25 protein-coding genes are annotated in these 23,610 nt (G+C 73.1%); 17 read left to right on the top strand and 8 right to left on the bottom strand.

The annotated features are described in order from the left end of the window. The first annotated feature begins 6 nt into the window (after window positions 1-6). Together ABD091_RS05110 and ilvA are read left to right on the top strand one after the other, a co-directional pair. The gene (locus tag ABD091_RS05110) at window positions 7-1,293 is read left to right on the top strand and encodes an AI-2E family transporter (protein ID WP_343916070.1); all 1,287 of its coding nucleotides are present in this window, start codon (window positions 7-9) and stop codon (window positions 1,291-1,293) included. Next, a complete protein-coding gene (gene ilvA / locus ABD091_RS05105) occupies window positions 1,271-2,479 on the top strand; it encodes a threonine ammonia-lyase (protein ID WP_343916069.1) in 1,209 nt (402 codons plus the stop codon). Before ABD091_RS05110 ends, ilvA begins: the two co-directional genes overlap by 23 nt. Before the next feature lie 24 nt (window positions 2,480-2,503). Here ilvA and greA read toward each other — a convergent pair whose 3' ends face one another. Both greA and ABD091_RS05095 read right to left on the bottom strand, forming a co-directional pair. Further along, complete coding sequence (gene greA, locus ABD091_RS05100; RefSeq protein WP_343916068.1) at window positions 2,504-3,001, bottom strand: transcription elongation factor GreA; 498 nt, start codon at window positions 2,999-3,001, stop codon at window positions 2,504-2,506. Between the two features lie 156 nt (window positions 3,002-3,157). Beyond that, the gene (locus ABD091_RS05095) at window positions 3,158-3,547 is read right to left on the bottom strand and encodes a DUF4307 domain-containing protein (protein WP_343916067.1); all 390 of its coding nucleotides are present in this window, start codon (window positions 3,545-3,547) and stop codon (window positions 3,158-3,160) included. 41 nt (window positions 3,548-3,588) lie between these two features. Here ABD091_RS05095 and mca point away from each other — a divergent pair, with 41 nt between their 5' ends. Beyond that, window positions 3,589-4,470: a mycothiol conjugate amidase Mca gene (gene mca, locus ABD091_RS05090; RefSeq protein WP_343916066.1), complete on the top strand. Its 882-nt coding sequence runs from the start codon at window positions 3,589-3,591 to the stop codon at window positions 4,468-4,470. A gap of 27 nt (window positions 4,471-4,497) precedes the next feature. Further along, a complete protein-coding gene (locus ABD091_RS05085) occupies window positions 4,498-4,758 on the top strand; it encodes a hypothetical protein (RefSeq protein ID WP_343916065.1) in 261 nt (86 codons plus the stop codon). A 3-nt stretch (window positions 4,759-4,761) separates the two neighbouring features. Here the strand turns inward: ABD091_RS05085 and ABD091_RS05080 are convergent, their stop codons facing one another. Further along, on the bottom strand, window positions 4,762-5,838 hold the full coding sequence (locus ABD091_RS05080) for an FUSC family protein (protein WP_343916064.1): 1,077 nt from the start codon (window positions 5,836-5,838) through the stop codon (window positions 4,762-4,764). 134 nt (window positions 5,839-5,972) lie between these two features. Between ABD091_RS05080 and ABD091_RS05075 the strand changes: the two genes are divergently transcribed. Together ABD091_RS05075 and ABD091_RS05070 are read left to right on the top strand one after the other, a co-directional pair. Next, window positions 5,973-7,088 carry an LLM class flavin-dependent oxidoreductase gene (locus tag ABD091_RS05075; RefSeq protein ID WP_343920885.1) on the top strand — a complete coding sequence of 372 codons (1,116 nt, stop codon included), beginning with the start codon at window positions 5,973-5,975 and terminating at the stop codon, window positions 7,086-7,088. Beyond that, the gene (locus ABD091_RS05070) at window positions 7,085-7,732 is read left to right on the top strand and encodes a CE1759 family FMN reductase (protein WP_343916063.1); all 648 of its coding nucleotides are present in this window, start codon (window positions 7,085-7,087) and stop codon (window positions 7,730-7,732) included. Before ABD091_RS05075 ends, ABD091_RS05070 begins: the two co-directional genes overlap by 4 nt. Window positions 7,733-7,760: 28 nt before the next feature. Here the strand turns inward: ABD091_RS05070 and ABD091_RS05065 are convergent, their stop codons facing one another. After that, on the bottom strand, window positions 7,761-8,663 hold the full coding sequence (locus tag ABD091_RS05065; RefSeq protein ID WP_343916062.1) for an EamA family transporter: 903 nt from the start codon (window positions 8,661-8,663) through the stop codon (window positions 7,761-7,763). 84 nt (window positions 8,664-8,747) lie between these two features. Here ABD091_RS05065 and ABD091_RS05060 point away from each other — a divergent pair, with 84 nt between their 5' ends. Further along, on the top strand, window positions 8,748-9,623 hold the full coding sequence (locus ABD091_RS05060; RefSeq protein WP_343916061.1) for a LysR family transcriptional regulator: 876 nt from the start codon (window positions 8,748-8,750) through the stop codon (window positions 9,621-9,623). Window positions 9,624-9,627: 4 nt separating this feature from the next. On the opposite strand, the gene ABD091_RS05055 is transcribed toward ABD091_RS05060, so the two are convergent. Next, on the bottom strand, window positions 9,628-10,230 hold the full coding sequence (locus tag ABD091_RS05055; RefSeq protein ID WP_343916060.1) for a class I SAM-dependent methyltransferase: 603 nt from the start codon (window positions 10,228-10,230) through the stop codon (window positions 9,628-9,630). Between the two features lie 48 nt (window positions 10,231-10,278). Between ABD091_RS05055 and ABD091_RS05050 the strand changes: the two genes are divergently transcribed. The 3 genes from ABD091_RS05050 (at window position 10,279) to ABD091_RS05040 (ending at window position 12,336) form a co-directional block, all read left to right on the top strand. Beyond that, window positions 10,279-11,115 carry a patatin-like phospholipase family protein gene (locus ABD091_RS05050; protein WP_343916059.1) on the top strand — a complete coding sequence of 279 codons (837 nt, stop codon included), beginning with the start codon at window positions 10,279-10,281 and terminating at the stop codon, window positions 11,113-11,115. Window positions 11,116-11,217: 102 nt separating this feature from the next. Continuing rightward, window positions 11,218-11,607, top strand: a complete 390-nt coding sequence (locus tag ABD091_RS05045) for a hypothetical protein (protein ID WP_343916058.1) — start codon at window positions 11,218-11,220, stop codon at window positions 11,605-11,607. Window positions 11,608-11,634: 27 nt separating this feature from the next. Further along, the gene (locus ABD091_RS05040) at window positions 11,635-12,336 is read left to right on the top strand and encodes a phosphatase PAP2 family protein (RefSeq protein ID WP_343916057.1); all 702 of its coding nucleotides are present in this window, start codon (window positions 11,635-11,637) and stop codon (window positions 12,334-12,336) included. On the opposite strand, the gene ABD091_RS05035 is transcribed toward ABD091_RS05040, so the two are convergent. Beyond that, window positions 12,275-13,579 carry a hemolysin family protein gene (locus tag ABD091_RS05035; protein ID WP_343916056.1) on the bottom strand — a complete coding sequence of 435 codons (1,305 nt, stop codon included), beginning with the start codon at window positions 13,577-13,579 and terminating at the stop codon, window positions 12,275-12,277. The two genes, ABD091_RS05040 and ABD091_RS05035, sit on opposite strands and share 62 nt — an antisense overlap. Before the next feature lie 220 nt (window positions 13,580-13,799). Between ABD091_RS05035 and ABD091_RS05030 the strand changes: the two genes are divergently transcribed. From ABD091_RS05030 to ABD091_RS05000, 7 genes are all read left to right on the top strand, one after another. Next, window positions 13,800-13,958, top strand: coding sequence for a hypothetical protein (locus tag ABD091_RS05030; RefSeq protein WP_343916055.1), 159 nt, complete (start codon window positions 13,800-13,802; stop codon window positions 13,956-13,958). A gap of 33 nt (window positions 13,959-13,991) precedes the next feature. After that, entirely contained in the window at window positions 13,992-14,666 is a 675-nt protein-coding gene (locus tag ABD091_RS05025; RefSeq protein ID WP_343916054.1) for an arsenate reductase/protein-tyrosine-phosphatase family protein, read from the top strand. Continuing rightward, entirely contained in the window at window positions 14,663-15,400 is a 738-nt protein-coding gene (locus tag ABD091_RS05020) for an aquaporin (protein ID WP_343916053.1), read from the top strand. The genes ABD091_RS05025 and ABD091_RS05020 overlap by 4 nt, the downstream gene beginning before the upstream one ends. Then, window positions 15,397-15,834 carry an arsenate-mycothiol transferase ArsC gene (locus ABD091_RS05015; protein ID WP_343916052.1) on the top strand — a complete coding sequence of 146 codons (438 nt, stop codon included), beginning with the start codon at window positions 15,397-15,399 and terminating at the stop codon, window positions 15,832-15,834. Before ABD091_RS05020 ends, ABD091_RS05015 begins: the two co-directional genes overlap by 4 nt. Before the next feature lie 153 nt (window positions 15,835-15,987). Then, window positions 15,988-17,079 (top strand): hypothetical protein, encoded by a 1,092-nt coding sequence (locus tag ABD091_RS05010; RefSeq protein ID WP_343916051.1) that lies wholly within the window; start codon window positions 15,988-15,990, stop codon window positions 17,077-17,079. 135 nt (window positions 17,080-17,214) lie between these two features. Then, window positions 17,215-17,916: a hypothetical protein gene (locus ABD091_RS05005; protein WP_343916050.1), complete on the top strand. Its 702-nt coding sequence runs from the start codon at window positions 17,215-17,217 to the stop codon at window positions 17,914-17,916. Between the two features lie 55 nt (window positions 17,917-17,971). Next, window positions 17,972-18,382 carry a hypothetical protein gene (locus ABD091_RS05000; protein ID WP_343916049.1) on the top strand — a complete coding sequence of 137 codons (411 nt, stop codon included), beginning with the start codon at window positions 17,972-17,974 and terminating at the stop codon, window positions 18,380-18,382. 73 nt (window positions 18,383-18,455) lie between these two features. Here ABD091_RS05000 and ABD091_RS04995 read toward each other — a convergent pair whose 3' ends face one another. Then, the gene (locus tag ABD091_RS04995) at window positions 18,456-19,682 is read right to left on the bottom strand and encodes a hypothetical protein (protein WP_343916048.1); all 1,227 of its coding nucleotides are present in this window, start codon (window positions 19,680-19,682) and stop codon (window positions 18,456-18,458) included. After that, on the bottom strand, window positions 19,679-23,527 hold the full coding sequence (locus ABD091_RS04990) for a UPF0182 family protein (protein ID WP_343916047.1): 3,849 nt from the start codon (window positions 23,525-23,527) through the stop codon (window positions 19,679-19,681). Before ABD091_RS04990 ends, ABD091_RS04995 begins: the two co-directional genes overlap by 4 nt. Window positions 23,528-23,610 lie beyond the last annotated feature (83 nt).

Raw genomic sequence — 23,610 nt, 5'->3', positions numbered from 1 at the left:
TCCACCGTGAGCGAGGAGGGCGACGGGCAGCAGCCCGAGGAGGGCCGCCAGCGCTTCGGCGAGCGCATCGCCCACCAGTGGGCCACCGTCCGGGCCGAACGCCAGCAGGCGCGCAGCCCCGAGCCGTTCCCGGCCCAGGGCGGGGTCACCAACCTGCGCAAGGCCGAGGTGCCCCACGGCGTCGACCTCGCCGCGGCCTGGTCGTGGCGGCTGCTGGTCATCGCCGGCGCCGGCTGGCTGCTGCTGTGGCTGGTGTCGTTCTTCGCGGTCCTGGCCGTCCCGGTCGCGATCGCCCTGCTCGGCACCGCCCTGGTCTCCCCGCTCGTCCGCCGGATGACCGAGGGGCGGGTGCCGCGGCCGCTGGCGGCAGGTGTCGTCGTCCTCGGTGGTCTCGTCTCCATCGGGTTGCTGCTGACCTTCGTCGGGTCGCAGGTGGCGGCGGGTGCGAGCGATCTCGCCGACTCCGTCGTCCAGGGCATCGGCCAGGTCAAGGACTGGCTGAAGACCGGCCCGCTCAACGCCAGCGACTCCCAGATCAACGACGTGCTGGGACAGGTGCAGGAGACCATCACCTCGACCACCGCCGAGGGCGGCGTGCTGACGCGCACCCTCGAGGTCGGGACCGCGCTCGGCCACGTCGTCGCGGGCTTCTTCATCGTGCTCTTCTCGACCTACTTCTTCCTCGCCGACGGCGAGAAGATCTGGGCCTGGCTGGTGCGGATCGCACCCCGCGTCGCGCGCGAGCGGGTCGACTCCAGCGGGCGCGTGGCCTGGCGCAGCCTCACCCAGTTCGTGCGGGCCACGGTCGTCGTGGCCGCCGTCGACGCCCTCGGGGTGATGCTCGTGGCGAAGATCCTCGGCGTCCCCTTCGTGCTGGCGATCGGCGTGCTGGTGTTCCTCGGCGCGTTCGTGCCGGTGATCGGTGCGACCATCGCGAGCACCGTCGCGATCCTGGTCGCGCTCGTCGACCAGGGTCCGATCGACGCCTTGCTGATGCTGGCCGGGGTGATCGTCGTCCAGCAGATCGAGGGTCACGTGCTCCAGCCCTTCCTCATGGGCCGTTTCGTGTCCGTCCACCCGCTCGGCGTGATCCTCGCGCTGGGTGCCGGAGTGCTGGTGGCTGGGGTCATCGGAGCCCTCGTCGCCGTGCCGCTGGCCGCCGCCCTCAACGCCGTCGTGGTGCACCTCGCCTCCGGGGCCCCCGGGGTAGTGGCGAGCGGTCCCGACGTCGGTACCGTGCCCGTCCACGACCCACCAGGAGGAGTTGCCGGTGACCGCCCTGCCGACGCCTGAGGACATCAGCGCCGCCCGTCAGCTGCTCGACGGCGTGGCCGTGCTGACCCCGATGGAGGAGTCGCGCTGGCTCTCCGCCCTCACCGGCGGCCCGGTCAGCCTCAAGTGCGAGAACCTCCAGCGGACCGGGTCCTTCAAGGCCCGCGGCGCCTACGTCCGCATGCACAACCTGACGGCGGAGGAGCGGGCCCACGGCGTGGTGGCCGCCTCGGCCGGCAACCACGCCCAGGGCGTCGCCCTGGCCGCCCAGATGCTCGGCATCAAGGCGACTGTCTTCATGCCCGAGGGCGCACCGATCCCCAAGGAGAAGGCGACGCGGGGCTACGGCGCCGACGTGGTGTTCCACGGGCAGTACCTCGAGCACGCGCTGGCGAAGGCGCGCGAGTTCGCGGCGGAGACCGGGGCGGTGCTGATCCACCCCTTCGACCACGCCGACATCGTCGCCGGTCAGGCCTCCTGCGGCCTCGAGATCCTCGAGCAGTCGCCCGACGTGGAGACGGTCGTCGTGCCGACGGGGGGCGGCGGGCTGCTGGCCGGCATCGCCCTGGCGATCAAGCAGCAGCGGCCGGACGTTCGGGTCGTGGGCGTCCAGGCCGAGGGGGCCGCCGCCTACCCGGGGTCGCTCGCCGCCGGCGTACCGACGCCGCTGGAGTCGATGCAGACGATGGCCGACGGCATCGCCGTCGGGCTGCCGGGCGACATCACGTTCGCGGCGGTGCGCGACCACGTCGACGAGATCCTCACCGTCAGCGAGGAGTCGCTCTCGCGTGCCCTGGTCGCGCTGATGGAGCGCGCCAAGATGGTGGTCGAGCCGGCTGGTGCGGCCGCCGTGGCCGCGATCCTCGACGACCCGGAGGCCTTCGGCGAGCCGACCGTCGCGGTCCTCTCGGGCGGCAACATCGACCCGCTGCTGCTCGGCAAGGTGATCCGGCACGGCATGGCCGCGGCCGGACGCTACCTCTACCTGCGGGTCACGATCCCGGACCGCCCGGGCGGGCTGGCCCTGCTGCTGACCGAGCTCGGCGACGCGGCGGCCAACATCCTCGAGGTCTCGCACGAGCGGATCTCGGCCAACCTCGCCCTCGACGAGGTCGAGGTCAGGCTCCAGATGGAGACCCGCGGCGAGGCCCACGCCCAGCAGGTCGTGTCCCGGCTGCGCGCCTGCGGCTACCGGGTCGAGGAGTGAGCCCCGACCCGGCGGCCGGTCAGGTCACTCCTGGAACGGGACGGCGTCGACGATCTCGAGCTTGAGGGTCTTGCCGTTGGGGGCGTCGAAGTCGACCGTCGAGCCCTTGGCCGCGCCCAGCAGGGCGGCGCCGAGGGGCGACTGGGGCGAGAACACCTCGATCTCGTGGTCGTCGTCGATCTCGCGGGCGCCGAGGAGGAAGACCTCGTCCTCGTCGTCACCGGCGTAGCGGTAGGTCACGACCTTGCCGGGGGAGACCGTGTGGTCGTCGGCGGAGGTCTCGGTCGAGACGTTGGCGAGCATCTCCTCGAGCTGGATGATGCGGGCCTCGATCTTGCCCTGCTCGTCCTTGGCGGCGTGGTAGCCGCCGTTCTCCTTGAGGTCGCCCTCGTCGCGCGCGGCGCTGATCCGCTCGATGATCTCCTGGCGGCGGGGGCCCTTGAGGTCCTCGAGCTCGGCGCTGAGCCGCGCGAAGGTCTTCTGGGTCAGCCAGACCTGGGTCGGCTGGGCGGGCGTCGTCATGGGTGTCAACTCCTGTGCAAAAGGAAAACCCGCCGGGGCGCCTGCTGACGTGGGAGAGTCGTGGGGACGGCCCTGCGGGATGTTCAGCGTCGAGCCTAGCAACTGGGAGCCTCAGATGCAGGTCGACGGGAGACCTGCGTCACGCCGGGTGCACGCTCAGCGCGGCCGCGGCTGGCCCGGGGCGGTGCAGCCGAGCAGCGTCACCGACGTCGCGCGGCGCTCGGTGCGCAGGGTGACCTGGTTGCGCCCGTCGACCGGCTCGAAGGCCAGCTCCCCGACGGTGGTGTGGTCCTCGGCGTAGGCCCGCACGCTGCAGCTGGCCACCACGCCGTCCTCCAGCTTGACCGACACGGTGACGTCCACGCTGCCGTCGTCGACCACCTCCCAGCCGCCGATCTCCGAGCTCACCGCGGGGGTGGCGTGGAAGAGCGTGGTCCACGCGAGCCAGCCGGCGAAGGCGAGCACGACGACCCCGACGGTGGCGAGGACGATCCGGCGGCCGGTCGGCGAGGGCGCGCCGTACCGCTCGGACAGGTCGGTGGTCACCCGTCCATGGTGTCACGCAGGGGCGACCTAGAATTCGGCGCATGTCGCTCCCACGGTCGGGCTACCGCCTGATGCACGTGCACGCCCACCCCGACGACGAGTCGAGCAAGGGGGCGGCCTCGACCGCCCGCTACGTCGCGGAGGGGGTCGACGTCCACGTCGTCACCTGCACCGGCGGCGAGCGGGGCTCGATCCTCAACCCGAAGATGGAACGGCCCGACATCCTCGAGAGCATCACCGAGGTGCGCCGCCAGGAGATGGAGCGGGCGCGGGACATCCTCGGCGTCCGCCAGGACTGGCTCGGCTTCGTCGACTCGGGCTGGCCCGAGGGCGACCCCAAGCCGCCGCTGCCGGAGGGCTGCTTCGCGCTCGTCCCGGTCGAGGAGGCCGCCGAGCGGCTGGTCCGCCTGATGCGCGAGTTCCGGCCGCACGTCGTCACGACCTACGACGAGCGCGGCGGCTATCCCCACCCCGACCACATCGCCTGCCACCAGGTCTCCGTCGCGGCCTTCGAGGCGGCCGGCGACCCGGACCGCTACCCCGACGCCGGCGAGCCGTGGCAGCCGCTGAAGCTCTACTACCACCACTCCTTCAACCGGCCGCGGATGGAGGCGCTCCACGAGGAGATGCAGCGCCACGGCCTCGAGTCGCCGTGGGGGGAGCGGCTGAAGGAGTGGAAGCCGGAGCCCGAGTGGGACGCCCGGATCACGACCCGGGTGCCGTGCGCCGACTACTTCGGCGTGCGCGACCAGGCACTCCTGGCCCACGCGACCCAGATCGACCCCGACGGCCACTGGTTCGCCGTCCCGCGGGAGATCCAGGAGAGGGTCTGGCCGACCGAGGACTACGAGCTCGTGACCTCCCACGTCGACGCGCCCACGCCGGAGGACGACCTGTTCGCCGGCATCCCGACCCCGGAGTGACCGGGCCCACCTGAGAGGATGGGTGCCATGCACGCGCAGGTCATGCTCTTCGTCCTCCGGCTCGCCGAGGGCCTTCCCGAGGAGGGCCCCGCCGCCGAGGACGTGAAGGCCGGGTGGCTCGGCTTCTCCGTCTTCCTGCTGCTGGTCGCCGCGGTCGTCTTCCTCTCCTTCAGCCTGGTCAAGCAGCTGCGCAAGGCCCAGGCCGCCAAGGACGCCGGCGTCTACGGCGACGAGCCGGTCGAGCACCCGGAGCCGACTGGACCCGCCGACTCGGCCGACCGGGACTGATCCTCACCCGATCCGGCGCCCGAGCTCGGTGAGTGAGTCGAGCTCGTCGAGGAGGTTGCGCAGGTTGATGATGAGGGCGCCGTGCACCGGCCAGTGCTGCGGAATGCCCTCGGCCGCGACCTCGTCGACCAGTTCCTCCAGGCGACGGCGCACGCCGGCCACACCTGTGGTGTCGGTGTCGTGGACCGCCTGTCCCGTGGCGACGAGGAGCTCGGGCCAGACCCGGCCGAACGGGTCGGCCCACGGGGCTTGGCTCGGGACGGCGGCGCTCAGGGTGCGCGCCATGCTCCGCACCTCGGCGAGCGCCTGCTCCCGCCGCAGGATGCGGTCGAGCCACGGCTGCGGATCGCGCACCTCGCGCGCCTCGCGTCGACGGTTGAGGTACGCCGCCTCCTGGCTCTGGCGGACCAGTGCCCAGGCCTCGTCGACGTTCTCGTCGAGCTCGCGGGTGCGCTCGACCCAGCCCGCCACCTCGTCCTCGACGGGGCCGCTGGCCAGCCGGCGCCCGATGTCCTGCAGCAGTTGGCCGATGCCCTCGTCGAGCCGGGCCATGGAGTCGACTGCTGTGTGGCGGAGCAGTGGCGGCCAGACCATCGCGTTGACCGCGAGACCCACCGCGACCCCGATCCCGGTGTCGAGCAACCGCGCGAGCAGCAACGAGTCCTCCGACCACCCGGTCGTGAGCACGATCAGGGCGGTCGTCGTGATGGTGATCGCCTCCGGGCCGAACCACGGCACCCAGCCGATCAGCATCGCGAGAGCGAGCAGCACCGCCAGGCCCACGGCGTCCAGGCCGAGGGCCTGGCCGACCCCGGCGGCGAGCAGGACCGCGACCACCGTGGCGACGACCTGCCGCACGCCACGCGACATCGACCGGTAGACGGTCGCGTGCACCACCAGCAGCGCCGACCAGGGCGCGAGGAACGACTGGGAGAGCTCGAGCAGGTCGGCGGCGAGCACCCACGCCAGGACGGCCGCGACCACCGACTTCACCAGCTGGATGAGGTCGTTCCACATCACCGAGTCGTGCCACTTCTGCTGTGCCCACGCCCGCAGGCGTGCCGGTGCCGTCGTGCTCATGCCGGGCGACGCTAGGAGTCGTGACCTGTCCGGCACACCACACTCAGGGGTCACCGTCGCCCGGAATAGCGTGGGGTGTGCCACGGTTGGTGCAGTAGTTCGGATTTCAACCACAATGGGAGGCCAGTTCGATGATGCAGTTGGGCATCTTCTCCGTCGGTGACGTGACGACCGACCCGACGACGGGTCGCACCCCGACCGAGCACGAGCGCATCAAGGCCCAGGTCGAGATCGCCAAGAAGGCCGAGGACGTCGGGCTCGACGTCGTCGCCGTCGGCCAGCACCACAACCCGCCGTTCGTCGCGTCGTCCCCGACGACCACGATGGCCTGGATCGCCGCGCAGACCGAGCGTATCGTGCTGTCGACCTCGACCACCCTGATCACCACCACCGACCCGGTGCGGATCGCGGAGGACTACGGCACCCTCCAGCACCTCACCGACGGCCGGATGGACCTGATGCTCGGCCGCGGCAACACCGGCCCGGTCTACCCCTGGTTCGGCAAGGACATCCGCGAGGGCATCAACCTCGCGATCGAGAACTACGCGCTGCTCCACCGGCTCTGGCACGAGGACGTCGTCGACTGGCAGGGCCGATTCCGTACGCCGCTGCAGGGCTTCACCGCCACCCCGCGGCCGCTCGACGGTGTCGCGCCGTTCGTGTGGCACGGGTCGATCCGCAGCCCCGAGATCGCCGAGCAGGCGGCCTACTACGGCGACGGGTTCTTCCACAACCACATCTTCTGGCCGGCGTCCCACACCGAGCAGATGGTCGCGCTCTACCGACGCCGCTTCGAGCACTACGGCCACGGCCGCGCCGACCAGGCCTTCGTCGGGCTCGGCGGGCAGTTCTTCATGCGCCGCAACAGCCAGGACGCGGTCAACGAGTTCCGGCCCTACTTCGACAACGCCCCCGTCTACGGCCACGGCCCGTCGATGGAGGAGTTCACGCAGGCGACGCCGCTCACCGTCGGCTCGCCGCAGCAGGTGATCGAGCGGACGCTCGGCTTCCGCGACTACGTCGGTGACTACCAGCGCCAGCTGTTCCTCGTCGACCACGCGGGGCTGCCGCTCAAGACGGTGCTCGAGCAGCTCGACCTGCTCGGCGAGATCCTGCCGGACCTGCGGGCCGGCTTCGCCGAGGGCCGTCCGGCCCACGTCCCCGACGCGCCGACGCACGGCGCGCGGGTCGCGGCCCTCGCCGGCTCCGAGGGTGCCGACACCGACGACTCCGAGGAGGCCTCGGCGTGACCGGTCCGACCACCAGCCGGATCGCCGTGGTCTCCGCCGGGGTGGGCGTCCCCTCGGCCACCCGGCTCCTCGCCGACCGTCTCTCGCAGGCGGTCGTCGGGGCGCTCGGCGACCACGACGTCGAGGTCACCCAGGTCGAGCTCCGGCCGCTGGCCCACCCGCTCGCCGACCGGATGCTGACCGGCTTCGCCGACGAGGCGCTCCAGGCCGCGCTCGACGCCGTCGCCTCCGCCGACGCGGTCGTCGCCGTGACGCCGGTCTATGCCGCCTCCTACTCCGGCCTCTTCAAGCAGTTCTTCGACGTCGTCGACCAGGGCGCGCTCGAGGGCGTGCCGGTCCTGCTCGCCGCGACCGCGGGCACGGCCCGCCACTCGCTCGTCGTCGAGCACGCGCTCCGGCCGCTCTTCGCCTACCTGCGCGCGGTGCCGGTCCCGACCGGGGTCTTCGCGGCCACCGACGACTTCGGGCGCGACGCCGACCTCAGCGGCCGGATCGCCCGGGCCGCGGCCGAGCTCGCGCTCGCCGTACGTCCCACGGCGGAGCCGGCCGCCAGGACCGCGCCGCGGCCCCGGCTCGCCGCCGCCCGCGACGACGACCCGGTCCCGTTCGAGGAGCTCCTCCGCCAGGCCTCCTCGGAGCGGTAGCCCCTCCCGGAACCGTCCTCGTCCGGGACTATCGCGACGGGACGACCGCCGGCTCGTGACGCGCTCCGGTGCGTTCGGCGCCGATCCCGGCGAGCACCACGAGGCCGATTCCGGCGACCGGTGCCCAGCCCGGCACCTGGTGGAGGAACACCAGGCCGACCGTCAGGGCGATGGCCGGCTCGAGGCTCATCAGCGTGCCGAACGCGGCCGTCGTGAGCCGACGCAGCGCGACCAGCTCGAGCGCGAAGGGGATGACAGGGAGCAGGAGGGCGAGGCCCAGGCCCACGACGAGCAGCTCGGGGGTCAGTGCCGAGATCGCGGCAGGTCCCGCGACCAGGGTCGCGACGACCCCGGCCACGGGCATCGAGACCGCCAGGCCCTGGAGGCCCGAGACCTCGTCGCCGACCTTCTGGGTCAGCAGGATGTAGCCCGCCCAGCAGCCGGCGGCGGCGAGGGCGTAGGCCACGCCGACCGGGTCGGCCGTGCCGTGCCAGGGCTCGGTCAGGAGCAGCACGCCGGCGGCCGCGGCGAGCGCCCACAGCCGGGCGGCCCCCCGGCCCCGCGCGATGGCGACCCCGAGCGGACCCAAGAACTCCAGCGCACTGGCGGTGCCGAGCGGCAGCCGCTCCACCGCGGCCATGAAGAGCAGGGTGACGCCCGCCGTGACGGTGCCGAGGGCGACGCACGCCGTCAGGCTCGACCGGGTGAAGGACGAGGGGCGGGGTCGGACGAGCACCAGCAGCAGCACGCCCGCCCACGCCAGGCGCAGCCACGCGACGCCGGCGGTGCCGAGGTCGTCGATCAGGCCGACCGAGACGGCGAGACCGAGCTGCACGCAGGTCATGGAGGCCAGCGCCATCGCGGCACCCGTCCGTGCGGGGTTCCCATGGGCCGCGACGGGGGAGGGGGTGGGGGCGGTCGTCGTGCTCATGGGACGGAGTCCACCCCACCGAGACCGTTCACGTCCACGTGAGAAACGTGGACAAAATGTTCGAGATCACTGAACAATAGGCCGATGGACACCCGTCGGCTCCAGATGCTGCTCCACCTCTCGCGCGTGGGGTCGATGAGAGCGGTCGCCGACGACCTCGGGGTGACGACGTCGACGGTGTCGCAGCAGATCGCGGCCCTTGCGCGCGACGTCGGTACGCCGCTGCTGGAACCGGTCGGCCGCCGGGTGCGGCTGACCCCGGCCGGCCGGCGCCTGGCCGACCACGCCGTGGTCATCCTCGCCGCGGTCGACGACGCGCGGTCGGACCTCGACCCGGCCGCCGAGCCCGAGGGGCGGGTGCGGCTCGCCGGGTTCGCGACCGCGATCCGGCGCACGGTCCTGCCGCTGGTCCGCGACCTGGCCGACAGTCACCCCCTCGTGGAGCTCCAGGTCCACGAGTACGAGCCGCGGGAGGCGCTCGACCTGCTCGCCCGCGACGAGGTCGACCTCGTCCTGACCTACGACTACGACCTCGCTCCGGCCGACGCCGACGACACCGTCGAGACCGCACCGTTGTGGTCCGTCGAGTGGGGGCTCGGCGTCCCGTCCGGCACGCCCGTCGACGCGTCCGCCACGGCGACCTTCGCCCGCCACCGCGAGACCCCCTGGATCGTCAACTCCCGCAACACCGCCGACGAGGACGTCGTCCGCACCCTCGCGTCGATGGCCGGCTTCGCGCCCCGCATCACCCACCGTGTCGACAGCCTCGAGCTGGTGCAGGACCTGGTCCGTGCCGGCCTGGGTGTCGGGCTGCTTCCGGTCGACCTCACCACCCGTCCCGACGTCGAGGTGCGGCCGCTGCGCGACCCGATCGTCACCCTCCGGGCCTACACCGCCGTGCGCCGTGGCCGTGCCCGCTGGGCGCCGCTCGCCCTCGTCCTCGGCTCGCTGGAGCGGTGAGGCCTCAGCCCCGCACGAGGTGGACCAGGCAGTCCCAGGCGACCCGGTCGGGCTCGCCGCCGTGCTCGGGCTCGACCCGCCGGGCGACCCGTTCGGCCCGGACCACGTCGACGTCGAGCCCCTCGAGATCGGCCAGCACGTCCTCGGCCGTGGACAGGACCGTGGGGTCCTGGGGACCGCCGGTGCCCTCGGCGATGTTGGTGGTGTCGTGGCCGACGAGGAAGAAGGTGCCGCCCGGGGCCAGCGACCCGACGGCACCGCGCAGGGCCGCGCGGCGCTGGTCGGCGGGGAGGTGGAGGTAGGCGACGACGACGAGGTCGACCGGCTCCGCCGGTCGCCAGGTGGTGGCGTCCCCGCGGACCCAGTCGACCTCCGCGTCACCGGCGACCCGTCGGCCCTTGTCCAGCGCGACCTGCGAGAAGTCGACGGCGGTCACCGCCCACCCGCGGCGTGCGAGCCAGATCGCGTTGCGTCCCTCGCCCGCGGCGAGGTCGGTGGCCCGACCCGGCGGCAGGTCGCCGAGCGCGTCGGCCACGAACTGGTTGGGACCGGCCGACCAGACCAGCTCGCTCGCGGCGTACCGCTCGTCCCAGGCCTCGGCGTCCATGGGTCCCATTGGAGCAGGGCGTTGCGGTCCCCGGCTAGCGTGAGCGGCATGTCCGACCGCACTGCACTCGTCCTCGGCGGAGGCGGCATCACCGGCATCGCCTGGGAGATCGGGATCCTCCACGGCCTCGCCGAGCACGGCGTCGACCTCACCGACGCCGACGTCGTCGTCGGCACCTCCGCCGGGTCGGTGGTGGGTTCCCAGATCACCTCGGGCCTCCCGCTCGAGGAGCTCTACGCCGAGCAGCTGGCCCCGGCGGACAGCGAGATCGGTGGTGCGTTCAGCCGGTCGGGCGCACTGCGCCTCGTGATCCCCTACGTCCTGCCCGGCAGCGGCCGCGACAAGCTGCGCCGGGTCGGCAGCCTGGCGATGAAGTCGCATGCGCCGGGGTCGGCCGATCGTGAGGGGGTGATCCGCTCCCGGCTGCCCGTGCACGCCTGGCCCGACCGCGACCTGCGGGTGACCGCGGTCGAGGCCGAGACCGGCCGCTTCACCGTCTTCGACCGCGACAGCGACGTCGACCTCGTCAGCGCGGTCGCCGCGAGCTGCGCCGTCCCGACCGTGTGGCCGCCCGTCTCCGTGGGGGAGCGGCACTACGTCGACGGCGGGATGCGCTCGACGGCGAACGTCGACCTCGTCGCCGGCGCCGACCGGGTCGTGGTGCTGGCACCGCTGCCCCGCTCGTTCAGCAGGAAGTCGTCGATCCGCGCCCAGCTCGAGAAGGTCGCTCCGCGCGAGTGGTCGGTCGTGGCTCCCGACGCCGAGGCCCTGGCCGCCTTCGGCAAGAACCTGCTCGACCCCGCCAGGCGCGCCGACGCGGCGCGCGCCGGCGTCCGGCAGGCGCAGGGGCTCGTGGCGGAGATGCGTCACGTCTGGGCTGGATGATTTCTGGATGAGAGGCGTCTCACCATGGACTCACGCAGTTCCCATGCGGGGGGTGGAGGCTGCTGCCACCATCAGCTGCAGGACTCGCACCGAGGAGTGACCATGACCCGCACCCGCATCGCCGCCGCAGCCCTCGCTGCCGCCCTCCCGCTCGCGCTCGTCTCGACCGTCCCGGCGCACGCCGGCGACGACGAGCAGATCAAGCGGGGCTCCTGCTCCGCCAACGCCGACTGGAAGCTCAAGGTCAAGACCGACAACGGTCGGCTCGAGGTCGAGGGCGAGGTCGACAGCAACGTCAACGGCCAGACCTGGCGCTGGTCGCTGCGCCACGACGGTCGGCTCGTCGACCGTGGCCGCAAGCAGACCCAGGCCCCCAGCGGCTCCTTCGACGTCACGCGCCGGGTCGACAACCACAGCGGGAGCGACAAGATCCGCTTCCGCGCCGTCAACCCCGACACCGACGAGGTCTGTGTCGGTCGGATGAGCTACTGACCCCTCGCCGGGTCCTACGCTCGGCCCGTGACCGAGCGATCCGTCCCCCGCACCGCCGTCCAGCTCGTCCTCGGCTGGGCGGCGACGTGCGCCCTGCTGCTGGGCGCCGGCTGGCTGCTCACCCACACCCTGGCCGGCTCGGTCGGCGCGTGGGACGACGACGTCGCCCGCGCGGTCGCGGAGCGCCGTACGTCGGGTCTCGACGCGGTCGCCGACGTCGGCACCCTGCTGGCCGAGACACCGGTCGGCGCGGGGGTGGCGGCCGTCGTGGCCGTCGTCGTGGCGCTCTGGAAGCGCTCTTGGCTGCCGGTGCTGGTGCTCGGGCTGGCGACCGCCGGGGCGGGCGCGCTCTACAAGGTCGGCACCACCCTCATCACCCGTGACCGGCCCCCGGTCGAGATCCTCGACCCGGGCCTGGTGCCCGACCACAGCTTCCCGTCCGGACACGTCGGCACCGCCGTGGCGGCCTACGCCGGCACGCTGGTCGTGCTGTGGTGGCTGGCGCCCCGCAGCCGTCGGTGGGTGTGGCCGCTCGCGCTGGTGCCGCCGTTCGTCGCCGCGTGCCGGGTCTACCAGGGTGCCCACCACGTCAGCGACGTGGTGGTCTCCGGCGTCCTCGTGACGGCGTGGTTGTGGCTGGTCGTGCGGCTCGTGCTCGTGCCGGAGGTCAGTCGGCCGCCGGCGCGTCACTCGGCGGCTCGGGAGCGAGGTGCACCCGCACCCGGGTGATCCGGCGCCCCGACATCTCCTCGACCTCGACCGACCCGCCGCCCTCGACCGGCGCGACCTCGCCGACCTCGGGGATGCGGCCCAGCCGGGCCAGCACGAAGCCGGCCACCGTCTCGTAGTCGCCCTCGTCGGGCAGCGTGAGGCCGGTGCGCTCGGCGACGTCCTCGAGGCTCGTGCTGCCGTCGACGCTCTGGTCGTCGCCGTGGCCCTCGGGAGCCCCGGCGTCGTACTCGTCCTCGATCTCGCCGACGAGCTCCTCGACGAGGTCCTCGAGCGTGACGATGCCGTCGGTACCGCCGTACTCGTCGACGACGACCGCGAGGTGGGTGCGGGCCTGTCGCATCGCCTGCACCGCCGGCAGCACCATGTTGGTGCGCGGCATGACGAGGATCTCGCGGGCGACGTCGCCGACCGTCCGGGGGTCGTCGGAGGAGATGTCGATCAGGTCGCGGACGTGGAGGAAGCCGACGACGTCGTCGAACCCCTCGCCGGCCACCGGGTAGCGGGAGTAGGGCTGGTCCTTGACCCAGGTCTCGGCGTCGGGCAGCGCGGTGTCGGCGTCGATGAAGACGACGTCGGCGCGCGGGCGCATGACCTCACGCAGGGTGGTGCGCGAGGCGGTGAAGACGTCCTGGAGGATCTGCCGCTCGTCCTCCTCGAGGCCCTCGTGGGTCGAGACCAGGTCGCGGAGCTCCTCCTCGCTGAGCTCCTCGCCGGTCGCCTTCGGGTCGCCCCCGAGCAGCCGTACGAGCGCGTTGGTCGAGATCGAGAGCAGCCAGATCACCGGGCGCATCAGGGTCGCGAAGCGGTCGAGCGTCGGCGTCACGGCCATCGCCAGGCCGGCCGACTTCTGGAGCGCGAGCCGCTTCGGGACGAGCTCGCCGAGCACCAGCGACAGGTAGGCGATCAGCAGCGTCATCACGGCGAGCGCCGTCGTCTCGGCCGCGCTCTCGGGGAGGCCGAGGGCCTCCAGCGTCGGGGAGAGCGCCGGTGCGAGCGTCGAGCCACCGTAGGCGGCGGAGAAGAACCCGGCGACGGTGACGCCGATCTGGACGGCGGCGAGGAACCGGTTGGGGTCGCGTGCCACCGACGCGACCTTGGCGCCACGGGTGCTCGCGCGCTCCAGCTGGTTCAGCTGGCTGTCGCGCAGCGAGACCAGCGCGATCTCGGTGGCGGCGAAGACGCCGCCGACGAGGACGAAGAGCAGGACCAGTCCGAAGTTGAGCAGGATCTGGGTGTCCATCAGGCCCGCCCACCCCCCTCACGGGAGAGCGGGCGGCAGTGACTTCGGGGTCGATCCATGGGCGCCACCGTAGCGAAGCAGACCCAGTCGGGCCGAGTCCGCGGGCGCCGTCGGGAGCGCTTCGAGGTCGCGGCACCTGAGGTCCCCCAGGAAGGGGACCTTTGCCCCTGCGGACCGACCCCCGGGGACCCGATGCTGGATGGCGGAGGAAGGAGTGGTCATGCCGATGTACTCGCAGCACGACTGGAGCACCCTCACCTGGGCGCTGATGCTCACCTGCATGGTGACGGTGGTCTTCGCGGCGATGGTGGTGTTCCTGGTCGTGGCGGGTCGCGCCAAGGCCGTCCCGGGGCAGCGCCGGCACCGACGCGCCGGTTGACGAGCCCACTGTCCCTCAGTGATCATTGACTCAATGAGCATTGAGAGGTTGCAGCAGCGCGTGCGCGTGCACGCCGCGCTGGCCGACCCGGCCCGGCTCCGGATCACCGACCGCCTCGCCGAGGGCGACGCCTCGCCCGGCGAGCTCCAGGCCCTGCTGGCGATGCCGTCGAACCTGCTCGCCCACCACCTGCGCGTCCTCGAGGACGCCGGCGTCGTCGCCCGCCGCCGGTCGGAGGCCGACCGCCGACGCTCCTACGTGCGGCTGCTGCCCGGGGCGCTCGAGGGTGCCGCGCCGCGGCCGGTCGCGGCGTCGCGCGTGCTGTTCGTCTGCACCGCCAACTCGGCGCGCTCCCAGCTCGCCGCAGCGCTGTGGAGCACGGCCAGTGAGGTCCCGGCCGCGTCCGCCGGCACCCACCCTGCGCCGGGCATCGCCGCCGGTGCGCGGCAGACGGCCGAGCGCCACGGGCTCCGCCTGGTCCAGCAGGAGCCCCGGCTGCTCGACGAGGTCGCGGCCGACGGCGACTACGTCGTGGCCGTCTGCGACCGCGCCTACGAGGAGCTGGACCCGGCCGGCGTCCGGGCCCACTGGTCCGTGCCCGACCCGGTCCGGGTCGGGCGCCGGGCCGCCTTCGAGGCGGCGTACGACGAGCTCGCGACGCGGGTCGCGCAGCTCGCCCCCCGACTCGTCCCGGAGGCCTCCGCATGACCGCTCCCGACCTGACGCGCCGGCTGGTCGCCGAGCTCGTCGGCACCGCGCTGCTCGTCACCGTCGTCGTCGGCTCCGGCATCGCCGCCCAACGGCTCTCGCCCGACGACGTCGGCCTCCAGCTGCTCCAGAACTCCACCGCGACGGTTCTCGGCCTGACGGTCCTGATCCTGCTGTTCGGCCCGGTCTCCGGTGCCCACTTCAACCCGGTCGTCTCCGCCGCCGACTGGCTGCTGGGGCGGCGTACGAGGTCGGGGCTGAGCGGTGCCGAGGTCGCGTCGTACGCCGCCGCGCAGCTCGTCGGCGGCGTCCTCGGCGCCGTGCTCGCCAACGTGATGTTCGAGGTCGAGGTGACCCGGCTCGCGACGACCGAGCGCACCGGGCTCCCGCTCTGGCTGGGCGAGGTCGTCGCGACCGCGGGGCTGGTCGCGCTGATCTTCGCGCTGGCCCGGACCGGTCGCGGCGCGCTCGCGGCCCCCGCTGTCGGTGCCTACATCGGCGCCGCCTACTGGTTCACCTCCAGCACCTCCTTCGCCAACCCCGCCGTCACGGTCGGTCGGGTCTTCTCCGACTCCTTCGCCGGCATCGCGCCCGGCTCGGTCGCCGGTTTCGTCCTCGCCCAGGTCGTCGGCGGCCTGGTCGGGGTGGCCCTGGTCCGCTACCTCCACCCCGAGGTCGGCGAGGCAGCCGGCGACGTCGTCGTCCCCCACCCCGAGACGAGGAGCCCGTCATGACCACCGACGTCCCGCAGGTCGTCTTCGCCTGCGTCCGCAACGGCGGCCGGTCCGTCATCTCCCGCGTGCTCGCCGAGCACTACGCCGGTGGCCGGGTCGTCGCGCTCTCGGCCGGCACCCAGCCGGGCGAGCACATCCACGCCGAGGTCGCCGCGGTGCTCGAGATGCTCGGGCTCGACACCTCTCGCGAGACGCCCGAGCTGCTCACCCGCGACACCGTGGCCGCCAGCACCATGGCGATCACGCTCGGCTGTGGCGAGGAGTGCCCCTACGTGCCGGGCGTGCGCTACGTCGACTGGCCGGTCGCCGACCCCGGCGGGCAGGACGAGGCGACTGTCCGCACGATCGTCGCCGACCTCGACGCACGTGTGCGTGACCTGCTGGTCGAGCTCGTCCCCGGGCTCGACCTCCCTCCCTCGGTCCTCGAGGACTGACGCGGTCCGTCCGGGAGCACCACCCCCTGGTTCCCGGACGGATCGTCGTCCCGCGGCTGGTCCGGGCCGTCCTCGCCACCGCGCGCCGTCGGTGCCATTCTTGTCCCGCTCGCCCGCGGCTCTCGCCGCCCGGGCAGGAGAGGAGCAACGTCAGTGGTCGACCGGGTCGTCCTGCACATCGGCACCATGAAGTCCGGCACGTCCTACCTCCAGCGGGTGCTGGAGAGCGGCGTGCTCGAGAACGTCGAGGCCTTCTACGCCGGTGGCGCGTTCCGGGCCCAGTCGCGCGCCGTCGACGGGCTCCCGCTGATCACGAAGCGCGGTGGTGGCAAGGCGTGGCGCGACCTCGCCGCCCGCACCCTCGAGCGGACGGGGACGGCCGTCTACTCCCACGAGTTCCTCTCCTTCGCCTCCGAGCAGCGGGTCCAGCAGGTGGTCGAGCCGTTCGCGGGCACCCCGGTCGAGGTCGTGCTGACGGTCCGCGACCAGCACTCCGCGCTCCCGGCCCAGTGGCAGAGCTTCGTGCGCAACAAGGGCCTCGAGTCGTGGGACGACTACCTCGCCGCGGTCCAGGGGTCCCGCCGGGCGACCCGCTCGCGCCCCCGGTCGGGCCCGACCAGCCCGAAGCCCGCACAGAACTACCGCCGGACCCAGGACGTGCCCCGCATGGTCCGTGCCTGGAGCGGCAACCCCGGCGTCGCGCAGGTGTCCGTCGTGACCGTCCCGCGGGCCGGCGCACCGGCCGAGCTGCTGTGGCAGCGGTTCGGCGAGGCCTCCGGCCTGGCCTCCGTGTCGCCCCCGGACGCCGGTGTCCGTGTCAACGAGTCCCTGGGCTACGCCTCCTGCGACCTGCTCCGACGGCTCAACGAGTCACTGGTCGGCCTGCCGCGGCTGGCCTACGAACGCGCCCGCCGGCAACCCGTCCAGGCGCTGCTGCCGCTGCGCGACCACGAGCAGCGGCCGGTGACCGACCGCGCGGGCGGGGCGACCGCCCGCAAGCTCAACCAGAAGATCCTGCGCGCGGCCTCGCGCGACGGCGTACGGCTCGTCGGGTCGGCCGACGACCTGCCGGTCACCGACCCGGCCAACGAGCCGCTTGCCGTCCCTCCCGCCGACGCCGAGGAGGTACGCCGCGCACTGGGTGTCGCCTGGGAGGCCTGCCTCCCCGGTGCCGCCCCGCCGCCGGACGACCTCGACGCCGGCGTGGCCGAGCTCGGACGACGGCTGGCCGTCCGCTTCGGCTGAGGCGGCGTCGCCGCCGCTCTGACGTCTACCCGCTGACCGGTATCGGAAGGGTCCCGCTGGCAGCGCTGTGGTGGCGCGCGCTCGTCGCGACAGTGGTTCACACACCACTCATCGCCTCGAGAACCAGGACCAGCCATGGATCCCCTTGCTACCACCGCACCGACCCGGCCCCGGCGCACCGGCGGCTCCCTCACCGTCGCTGCCGTCGTGGCGGTCGGCCTCGGCCTGGATGCCGCCCCGGCAGCCGGTGCGGTCGACGCGCCGCCCACGGTCTCGTCGGCGTCGCGGACCGACCTCACGAGGGCCGATGCCGCACTGGACGCCGCCACCGCCCAGCTGGCAGCCGACCACCCTCGACGTGCGCGCCTGGCCCTGACGCGCCTGCGCAGGAACCTGTCGCGGACGCACGCGTCCGCCGAGTCGCTGATCGGCAAGCCCCCCACCGACCCGGAGAGCGACGACCCTCCCGGCCCGCCGGCCGTGCTGGCTGCCCTGCGCCTGGACCACCGTGTGGGGACCCGTCTGGTGCCGGCCTACGACGGCCTGCAGCGCCCGCGGGTCCTCCGGTCGCTCTCGGAGAGCCTCACCACCACCTACTCCCACCGCGACGCGACCCTGGCGACGGTGATCGCGCTGCCCCCCGAGGGCGCTGGGGACGACTACACCGATGGCATGTCCGACACGCTCACGCAGTACTCCTCGGAGGTCTCGCAGCTCACCACCGCGCGCTCCACCTACACGCTGACCGACGCCGGTTCTGCTGCCCTCGCGACCTCCCTGGCGACGGTGCTCGCCACCCAGGAGGTCGTCGAGGCGGCGTACGGAGGTGGCGAGTAGTCCTCCAGCGCCAACCCTCGTCATCGCCCACACCCCATCACCAGGAGCTCCTCACATGTCCCGACACACCAGCCCCCGATCTGCGACCAGCCCGCGTCACCTCACCCCCGTCCTGCACCTGGGGATCGCGCTGATCGCGGTCCTGCTCGTGCTCACGACCGCCGGCTGCAGCACCGGACCGGCCCCCCTCTCTCCCCAGGACAACGGCAGCGACACCGTCGAGCGCGGCGAGAACGAGCCCGACGAGGTCGACGACGAGAGGGAGGAGGTCGAACCGGAGGAGAGCGAGGCCGACGACGAGGGCGACGCCCGCGCCCGTGGCCGGGTCGTGGCCCGGCACGCAAACGGGGAGCACGAGGCCGACGAGGACGAGCGTGACGAGAACGAGGCCGGAGAGAACGAGAAGGGCGAGAACGAGAACGGAGGCAATGAGCGCGAGGCCGACGAGCGCGAGGCCGACGACTAGCCCACCCTCGCCAACGTCCTTCGCCTGCCCGGAGCGCCTCGCTCCGGGCAGGTGCACGCGATGGCCCGGGGAGCTACGCGGTCGGAGCCGGGCCCGGACCTCGCCGCCGTACCGAGCGCAGCGAGGCGCCCACCTCCCGCCGGTTCTCCCACAACAGGTCTGCCGCGAACACACCGATGACCACGGTGGCCGCGAGCCGGACGGCGGGGCTGGGGTAGGCCAGCTGGACGAGGAAGACGGCACCGATGAGTGCGGCGTCGACCCGGGTCGGACGGAGGGTGGAGAGAGAGGCCACGATGAAGAGGGTGCACGCGATGGTGAAGGTGATCTCGAGCTGCTCCCGCGGCGCGAGCGCCATGGCCGGGCCGCCGCCACCCGCCAGGTACGCCAAGGGCAGCAGACCCATCCCGAGGGTCCACTGGCTCACGCTCGACGCGAGGAACAGGGCCAACCCCTGCGCCGGTCGGTGGTTGGCCACGAGCACGCCGACCACCACGAACTCCGGTGCCTCGGTCGCCACCGGCACGGCCGACTGGATCAGCAGGTAGGGGTCCATGCCGAGGGCGGTCCCGGCAGCGAGGATCGCGTCGGCGAAGGGGTTGGCCACGATCAGCACGACGACGCCGGCGAAGGCGATCATCCCCGCGATCGCCGGCCGCCGGCGGTCGACGGGCAGCGCCACGAGGCCCGCGGGCACGCCGGCGACCGCGGCGCGCTCCCCGAGGGTCCCCTGCACCCGCCGCGCGTAGAGGACGTAGAAGGCCACGAGGATCACCCCGTCCACGGCGCTGAGCTGACCACGAATGACGATCTGGACGGCGAACAGGGCGGTGACCGCGAGCGTGGCGAGCTCCAGACGACGGTTCTCGCCGAGGGTGAGGGTTTCGGTGCGCTCGGCACGCGCTCTCGCGACCCAGGCGACGAGGAGCGGCACCGCGGCGGCGCCGGTCAGCAGCAGGCGGGTGGCACCCGTGAGGTTCGCCGTGACGAGATCGGTGGCCTGGATGTAGGCGAACCTGATCTCGATCACGAACTCCGGCAGCACGGTGAGGAGAGCGACTGCCGCCAGCACGAGGCCTCCGGAGAACACCGACTCGCCGGCGTCGGCTGCCCAGGCCATCAGGAATCCCGCCCCGACCAGTCCGGTCCCGAGCAGCACCAGCGCCAGGTACGGCGGGAGCGCCGCACCCACCACGTGGGCCACCACGCCGGTCGTGGCGCACACGGCCGCCGCACCCACCTGCCGCTGCCACGCGGGCCCTCCGGCCGGATCCGCCCGCAACGGCGACGCCTCCGTCATGGCGTGCCTCCGTCCACGGAGGCGGACCGACGCTGGAGGACCGTCACCTCCAGCTGGGTGCGGACGGTCGCGTCGCGTCCGCGCGCGCTCGCCGTGAGGAGGTGCTTCCCCGGTGCCGTCGGGATCCAGGTGATGACGGCCTCGGATGCCGGGCACGCGAAGTTCCAGGTGCTCGTCGTGCCGTCCGGCGCTCGGGCCCTCACGGTGCCGGTGGTGCAGTCGGAGGCTGCCACGGTGAACCGGGCGGGGCGGCCGACGACGAAACGCGTCGGCATCACCGCGAACGTCACGGTCGGGGGACTCACGGCGTCGGTGGCCACCACCTCGAGGCGGATCCGGCGGCTCGTCGCGCGGGAGTCGGTGCCGTAGGCACGCAGCGTCACGACGGCCTCGCCGGTCGCCGTCGGCGTCCAGATCAGCTCGCGGGTGCCGGCGGTGCGGTCGTAGCGGCGGTCGAGCACCACGCCCTCGTCGGTCGAGACGCGGGCACGCGCTGAGGACGCGTGACCCAGGTCGAACGCGAGCCGGTACGGCTCGCCGACCACCGCCTCGCCGGGGGCGCTCACCACGCGGAGCGTGGGCGGCGGCCCCAGGACGTCGACCTGACCCGAGGCGCGGGACCTGGTGCCGTCCAAGCCGTCGACGACGACGGTGATCCGAGCGCGCCCCGGCGCGCGCGGGTACCAGGTCGTGGAGTCCTCGCCGTCGGTGGCTCGGATCCGGTCGACGAACGGCGGACCCTGGGAGGGGGTGACCCGCACCGTCACCCGGCGGGCGTTCTGCACGGAGAACCCGACCTCGACGGGGCGCCCGACGAGCACCGGCGCCGGGGGCGTCAGGACCTGCACCAGTGGAGGCTGGTTGAGAGCCTGCCGGAGCGCACTCTGGATGTCGGGGCCGAGACCCGCGTTGCCGTTGAGGTAGGCGGTGACCCCCAGCAGCCGGGCGGCACCGGCGCCACGGGACCCCTCGTACAGGCTCTGCAGCTGGAGCACGCCCTGCGGCGTGAGCAGGATCCGGGGGCGACCGAGGAGCACCGAGCTCAGCGACGACGCCGTGAGGTCGCGGATCTCGAGGTTGCGCAGGCCGAGCAGGTTCCGGACACGGGGCTGCGCGAAGACCAGCCGGCTCACCTGCGCCGGGCCGAGGTTGACCGGGTCCCGCGTGAGGAGCCGGGAGCCGAGTCGTGGTCGGCCGTCCTCACCGATCCAGCCGCTCAGGCTGGCGACGAGATTCTGGCCGCGCGCGGGTGAGAAGTAGGTCTGGCGAACCAGCCGCGGTGACTGCTCGCCGGCGGGCACGGTGTAGACGGTCCCGGTCTCCAGCCGTAGCCGCAGGTCGTCCTCGTCGTCCTCGTCGAAGTCGACGTCGCCCGCGACGTCGATGGGCCCGGAGAGGGCCAGTGGCCGCGACCAGACGTCGGACTCGCTGGCGAACACCGAGGCATCGGTGTCGTGGAAGCGCTCGTACGCCGTGGCCTGGGCCTCGAAGAGGGCCGTGGGGTAGCGCAGCTGCCGGTGCAGGGGATCGGGCAGCTCGCTCAAGGGCCGCAGCAGGCTCGGGAAGACGTCCTGCCAGGCTCGGATGAGCGGGTCCTCCGGATCGGCGACATACATGGAGACGGTGCCGTCGAAGGCATCGACCGTCGCGACGACCGATCCCCGGACGTAGTTCACGCTGCCGTCTCCGAGCGGCACGGCCTCGGCGTAGGGGAAGCTGCCCGACGTCGTCATGCCGTGGGCGAGGTAGACCACCCGGCCGCCGCTCTGGACGGGTGAGGCGGACTCCTCCCAGGTCAGGAACGGCGCGAGCACCTCGAGTCGCTCGTGCACGTCCCGGTGCATCAGCAGGCGCGACGCCGGAGTGAGGTCGTCGGAGAGCAGCAGCTCCTTGCTGCCGAGGGCGAGGGCGAACACGAGCTTCCGCTTCCAGTCCGACAGAGCTATGCCCCCCGAGCCCTCGTAGTGGTAGGGACCCTCGGCGCGGGGCGAGGTGGGCGGGAAGTCGACCTCGGGACGACGCGTGTCGGCGAGCACCCAGCCGGGATCGGCGATCCGCGGATCCAGCACGGGGGTGAGCAGGGCCAGCGCTCCGGCGCCACCGCCGTGGCCGGGTCCCTCGTCCTCGGTCGGCTGCTCGACGCCGGCGAGGTTGCCGAAGTACAGCCGCGGTTCCTTCACCCCCGAGCCGGCGTCGAGCACGCGGGGTTGGCGGCGCTCGTCGACGGCGCTCGCCGACATCCGCACCAGGCCGAGACCGTGGGTGTAGGCGAGCCGGTCGTTCTCCCAGCTGCCGGTGGAGTCGTCCTCCGACGACGGGTCCAGCTCCCGGGCCCCCACCACGGTCAGCTGCGGCTCGCCGTCGACGGTCCTCACGTCCAGGGCCGGCTCGTCGGGCCTGAAGTAGGGCGGGTCCGCGACGAGCTCGCGCATTCGGGCTCCCAGGATGTAGTTGTCCCAGGTCGCGACCCGGTCGAGGCGCCGGCGCGTGGCCGCGTAGTCGGCGGCGTCGGGTGAGGGGTCGGGCTCGTAGGCCTCCGTCTGGATGCCGCTCAGTCCGAGCGCTGCGCGCGTCGCCGTGATCGAGTCGGCCAGGTGCTGCTGCTCGCTCAGCAGCGGGTTGGGATCGACGACGTACCTCTGGACGACGGCAGGCAGCACGGTGGTGGCCAGTGCCGTGATCGCCACGACCACGCCCGCGACGGCGCCGAGCCACGGCCGAGCCCGCGGCCGCACCCTGATCCGGACGACCGGGGTGAGCAGGAGCAGGACCCCGAGCGCGGCGGTCAGGACCACGAGCACCTCGATCACGGGATCACGGACGGCGAGGTCGACGTAGTTGGCCCCGGCGAAGGTCCGTCCCCCGGGGGTCGGTTGCGACAGCTCCAGCAGATACGTCTCCAGGTGCAGTCGCCAGCTCGTGGCGAGCAGGAACAGCCCCGCCAGCAGGCCGAGGTGTCCTCTGGCGGCAGTCCTGGCGCGGAGCGGGCGGAGCGTCACGCTCCCGGTGGCGACGCGGACGACCACCGAGAGCAGGGTGGTGACGACGACCAGCGACAGCACGAGCTGCACCACCTCGAGGAGCAGCGGGAGCGTGAACACGAAGAACGCGACGTCCTGGCCGTGGACGGGGTCCGCGAGGCCGAAGGGTCTCCGGTGACGCCACAGGGCCACCAGCTGCCAGTGGTCCTCGGCCCGCGCGGCGAAGAGGTTGGCCACCACGACGGTGACGACCGAGGTGGCGACGGAGCGGCCAGTGCTTCTCGGGGTGCTCGAGCCGACGAACGACGCCGCGAGGTTGGCGCCGAGGAACACCGACGCCACGGCCAGGACGACGAGGTGGATGGCCAGGCGCTGGGTCACCAGCGAGCGGAACATGTCCTGCTGCCCGAGCTCGGCGTACCACAGCGACGTCGGCATGACCCTGGCCGAGACGTACGCGGCCAGGACGGGTGTGCCGAGGACGAGGAGTACCGCGGCTGCGCGGACCCGGGGCCGCAGCAGCAACGGTCGGGCCCGGCCCGGCAGCTCGCCCTCCACCGGCTCGCTGAGGTCCTCCCAGCCGAGGTCGTGCGGGGCCTCCGGCTCCGCGCTCGGCTCGGCCGTCGGTGGAGCGCTGGTCTGGACCGGTGGGGTCGGGTGCGCGCCCGGTCGCCGCCGGGCACCATCGAGCCGTCCGAACTCGTCCAGGAAGGCCACGACGGAGTCCTCGTCGACGACCCAGACCTCGCGCGCCCCCCACGCGCGCTTGTGACCGCGCAGCTCCCCCTTGCGCAACAGGGTCCTGACGGTCTGCGGGCTGGTCCCGAGCACCTCGGCCGCCTCGGCCACGGAGAGGTCCTCCACCTCTGGAGGCTAGGGACCTGCTTTCTCACTGGCAATCGATCCTGGGAAAGGACCGGAAAGTCCCCAAATTGGGTGGCGAGCCG

It is taken from the genome of Nocardioides aestuarii (genome assembly GCF_039527245.1).
Lineage (GTDB): Bacteria > Actinomycetota > Actinomycetes > Propionibacteriales > Nocardioidaceae > Nocardioides > Nocardioides aestuarii.
Note: the sequence above shows the minus strand (reverse complement) of the source record. Positions and strands in the feature narration are given on the sequence as shown.

Coding starts and splice junctions, on each gene's coding strand:
- greA (WP_343916068.1), bottom strand. CDS start 3,001: ATGACGACGCCCGCCCAGCCGACCCAGGTCTGGCTGACCCAGAAGACC.
- mca (WP_343916066.1), top strand. CDS start 3,589: ATGTCGCTCCCACGGTCGGGCTACCGCCTGATGCACGTGCACGCCCAC.
- ABD091_RS05085 (WP_343916065.1), top strand. CDS start 4,498: ATGCACGCGCAGGTCATGCTCTTCGTCCTCCGGCTCGCCGAGGGCCTT.
- ABD091_RS05080 (WP_343916064.1), bottom strand. CDS start 5,838: ATGAGCACGACGGCACCGGCACGCCTGCGGGCGTGGGCACAGCAGAAG.
- ABD091_RS05075 (WP_343920885.1), top strand. CDS start 5,973: ATGCAGTTGGGCATCTTCTCCGTCGGTGACGTGACGACCGACCCGACG.
- ABD091_RS05065 (WP_343916062.1), bottom strand. CDS start 8,663: ATGAGCACGACGACCGCCCCCACCCCCTCCCCCGTCGCGGCCCATGGG.
- ABD091_RS05060 (WP_343916061.1), top strand. CDS start 8,748: ATGGACACCCGTCGGCTCCAGATGCTGCTCCACCTCTCGCGCGTGGGG.
- ABD091_RS05055 (WP_343916060.1), bottom strand. CDS start 10,230: ATGGACGCCGAGGCCTGGGACGAGCGGTACGCCGCGAGCGAGCTGGTC.
- ABD091_RS05050 (WP_343916059.1), top strand. CDS start 10,279: ATGTCCGACCGCACTGCACTCGTCCTCGGCGGAGGCGGCATCACCGGC.
- ABD091_RS05045 (WP_343916058.1), top strand. CDS start 11,218: ATGACCCGCACCCGCATCGCCGCCGCAGCCCTCGCTGCCGCCCTCCCG.
- ABD091_RS05035 (WP_343916056.1), bottom strand. CDS start 13,579: ATGGACACCCAGATCCTGCTCAACTTCGGACTGGTCCTGCTCTTCGTC.
- ABD091_RS05030 (WP_343916055.1), top strand. CDS start 13,800: ATGCCGATGTACTCGCAGCACGACTGGAGCACCCTCACCTGGGCGCTG.
- ABD091_RS05025 (WP_343916054.1), top strand. CDS start 13,992: ATGAGCATTGAGAGGTTGCAGCAGCGCGTGCGCGTGCACGCCGCGCTG.
- ABD091_RS05020 (WP_343916053.1), top strand. CDS start 14,663: ATGACCGCTCCCGACCTGACGCGCCGGCTGGTCGCCGAGCTCGTCGGC.
- ABD091_RS05015 (WP_343916052.1), top strand. CDS start 15,397: ATGACCACCGACGTCCCGCAGGTCGTCTTCGCCTGCGTCCGCAACGGC.
- ABD091_RS05005 (WP_343916050.1), top strand. CDS start 17,215: ATGGATCCCCTTGCTACCACCGCACCGACCCGGCCCCGGCGCACCGGC.
- ABD091_RS05000 (WP_343916049.1), top strand. CDS start 17,972: ATGTCCCGACACACCAGCCCCCGATCTGCGACCAGCCCGCGTCACCTC.
- ABD091_RS04995 (WP_343916048.1), bottom strand. CDS start 19,682: ATGACGGAGGCGTCGCCGTTGCGGGCGGATCCGGCCGGAGGGCCCGCG.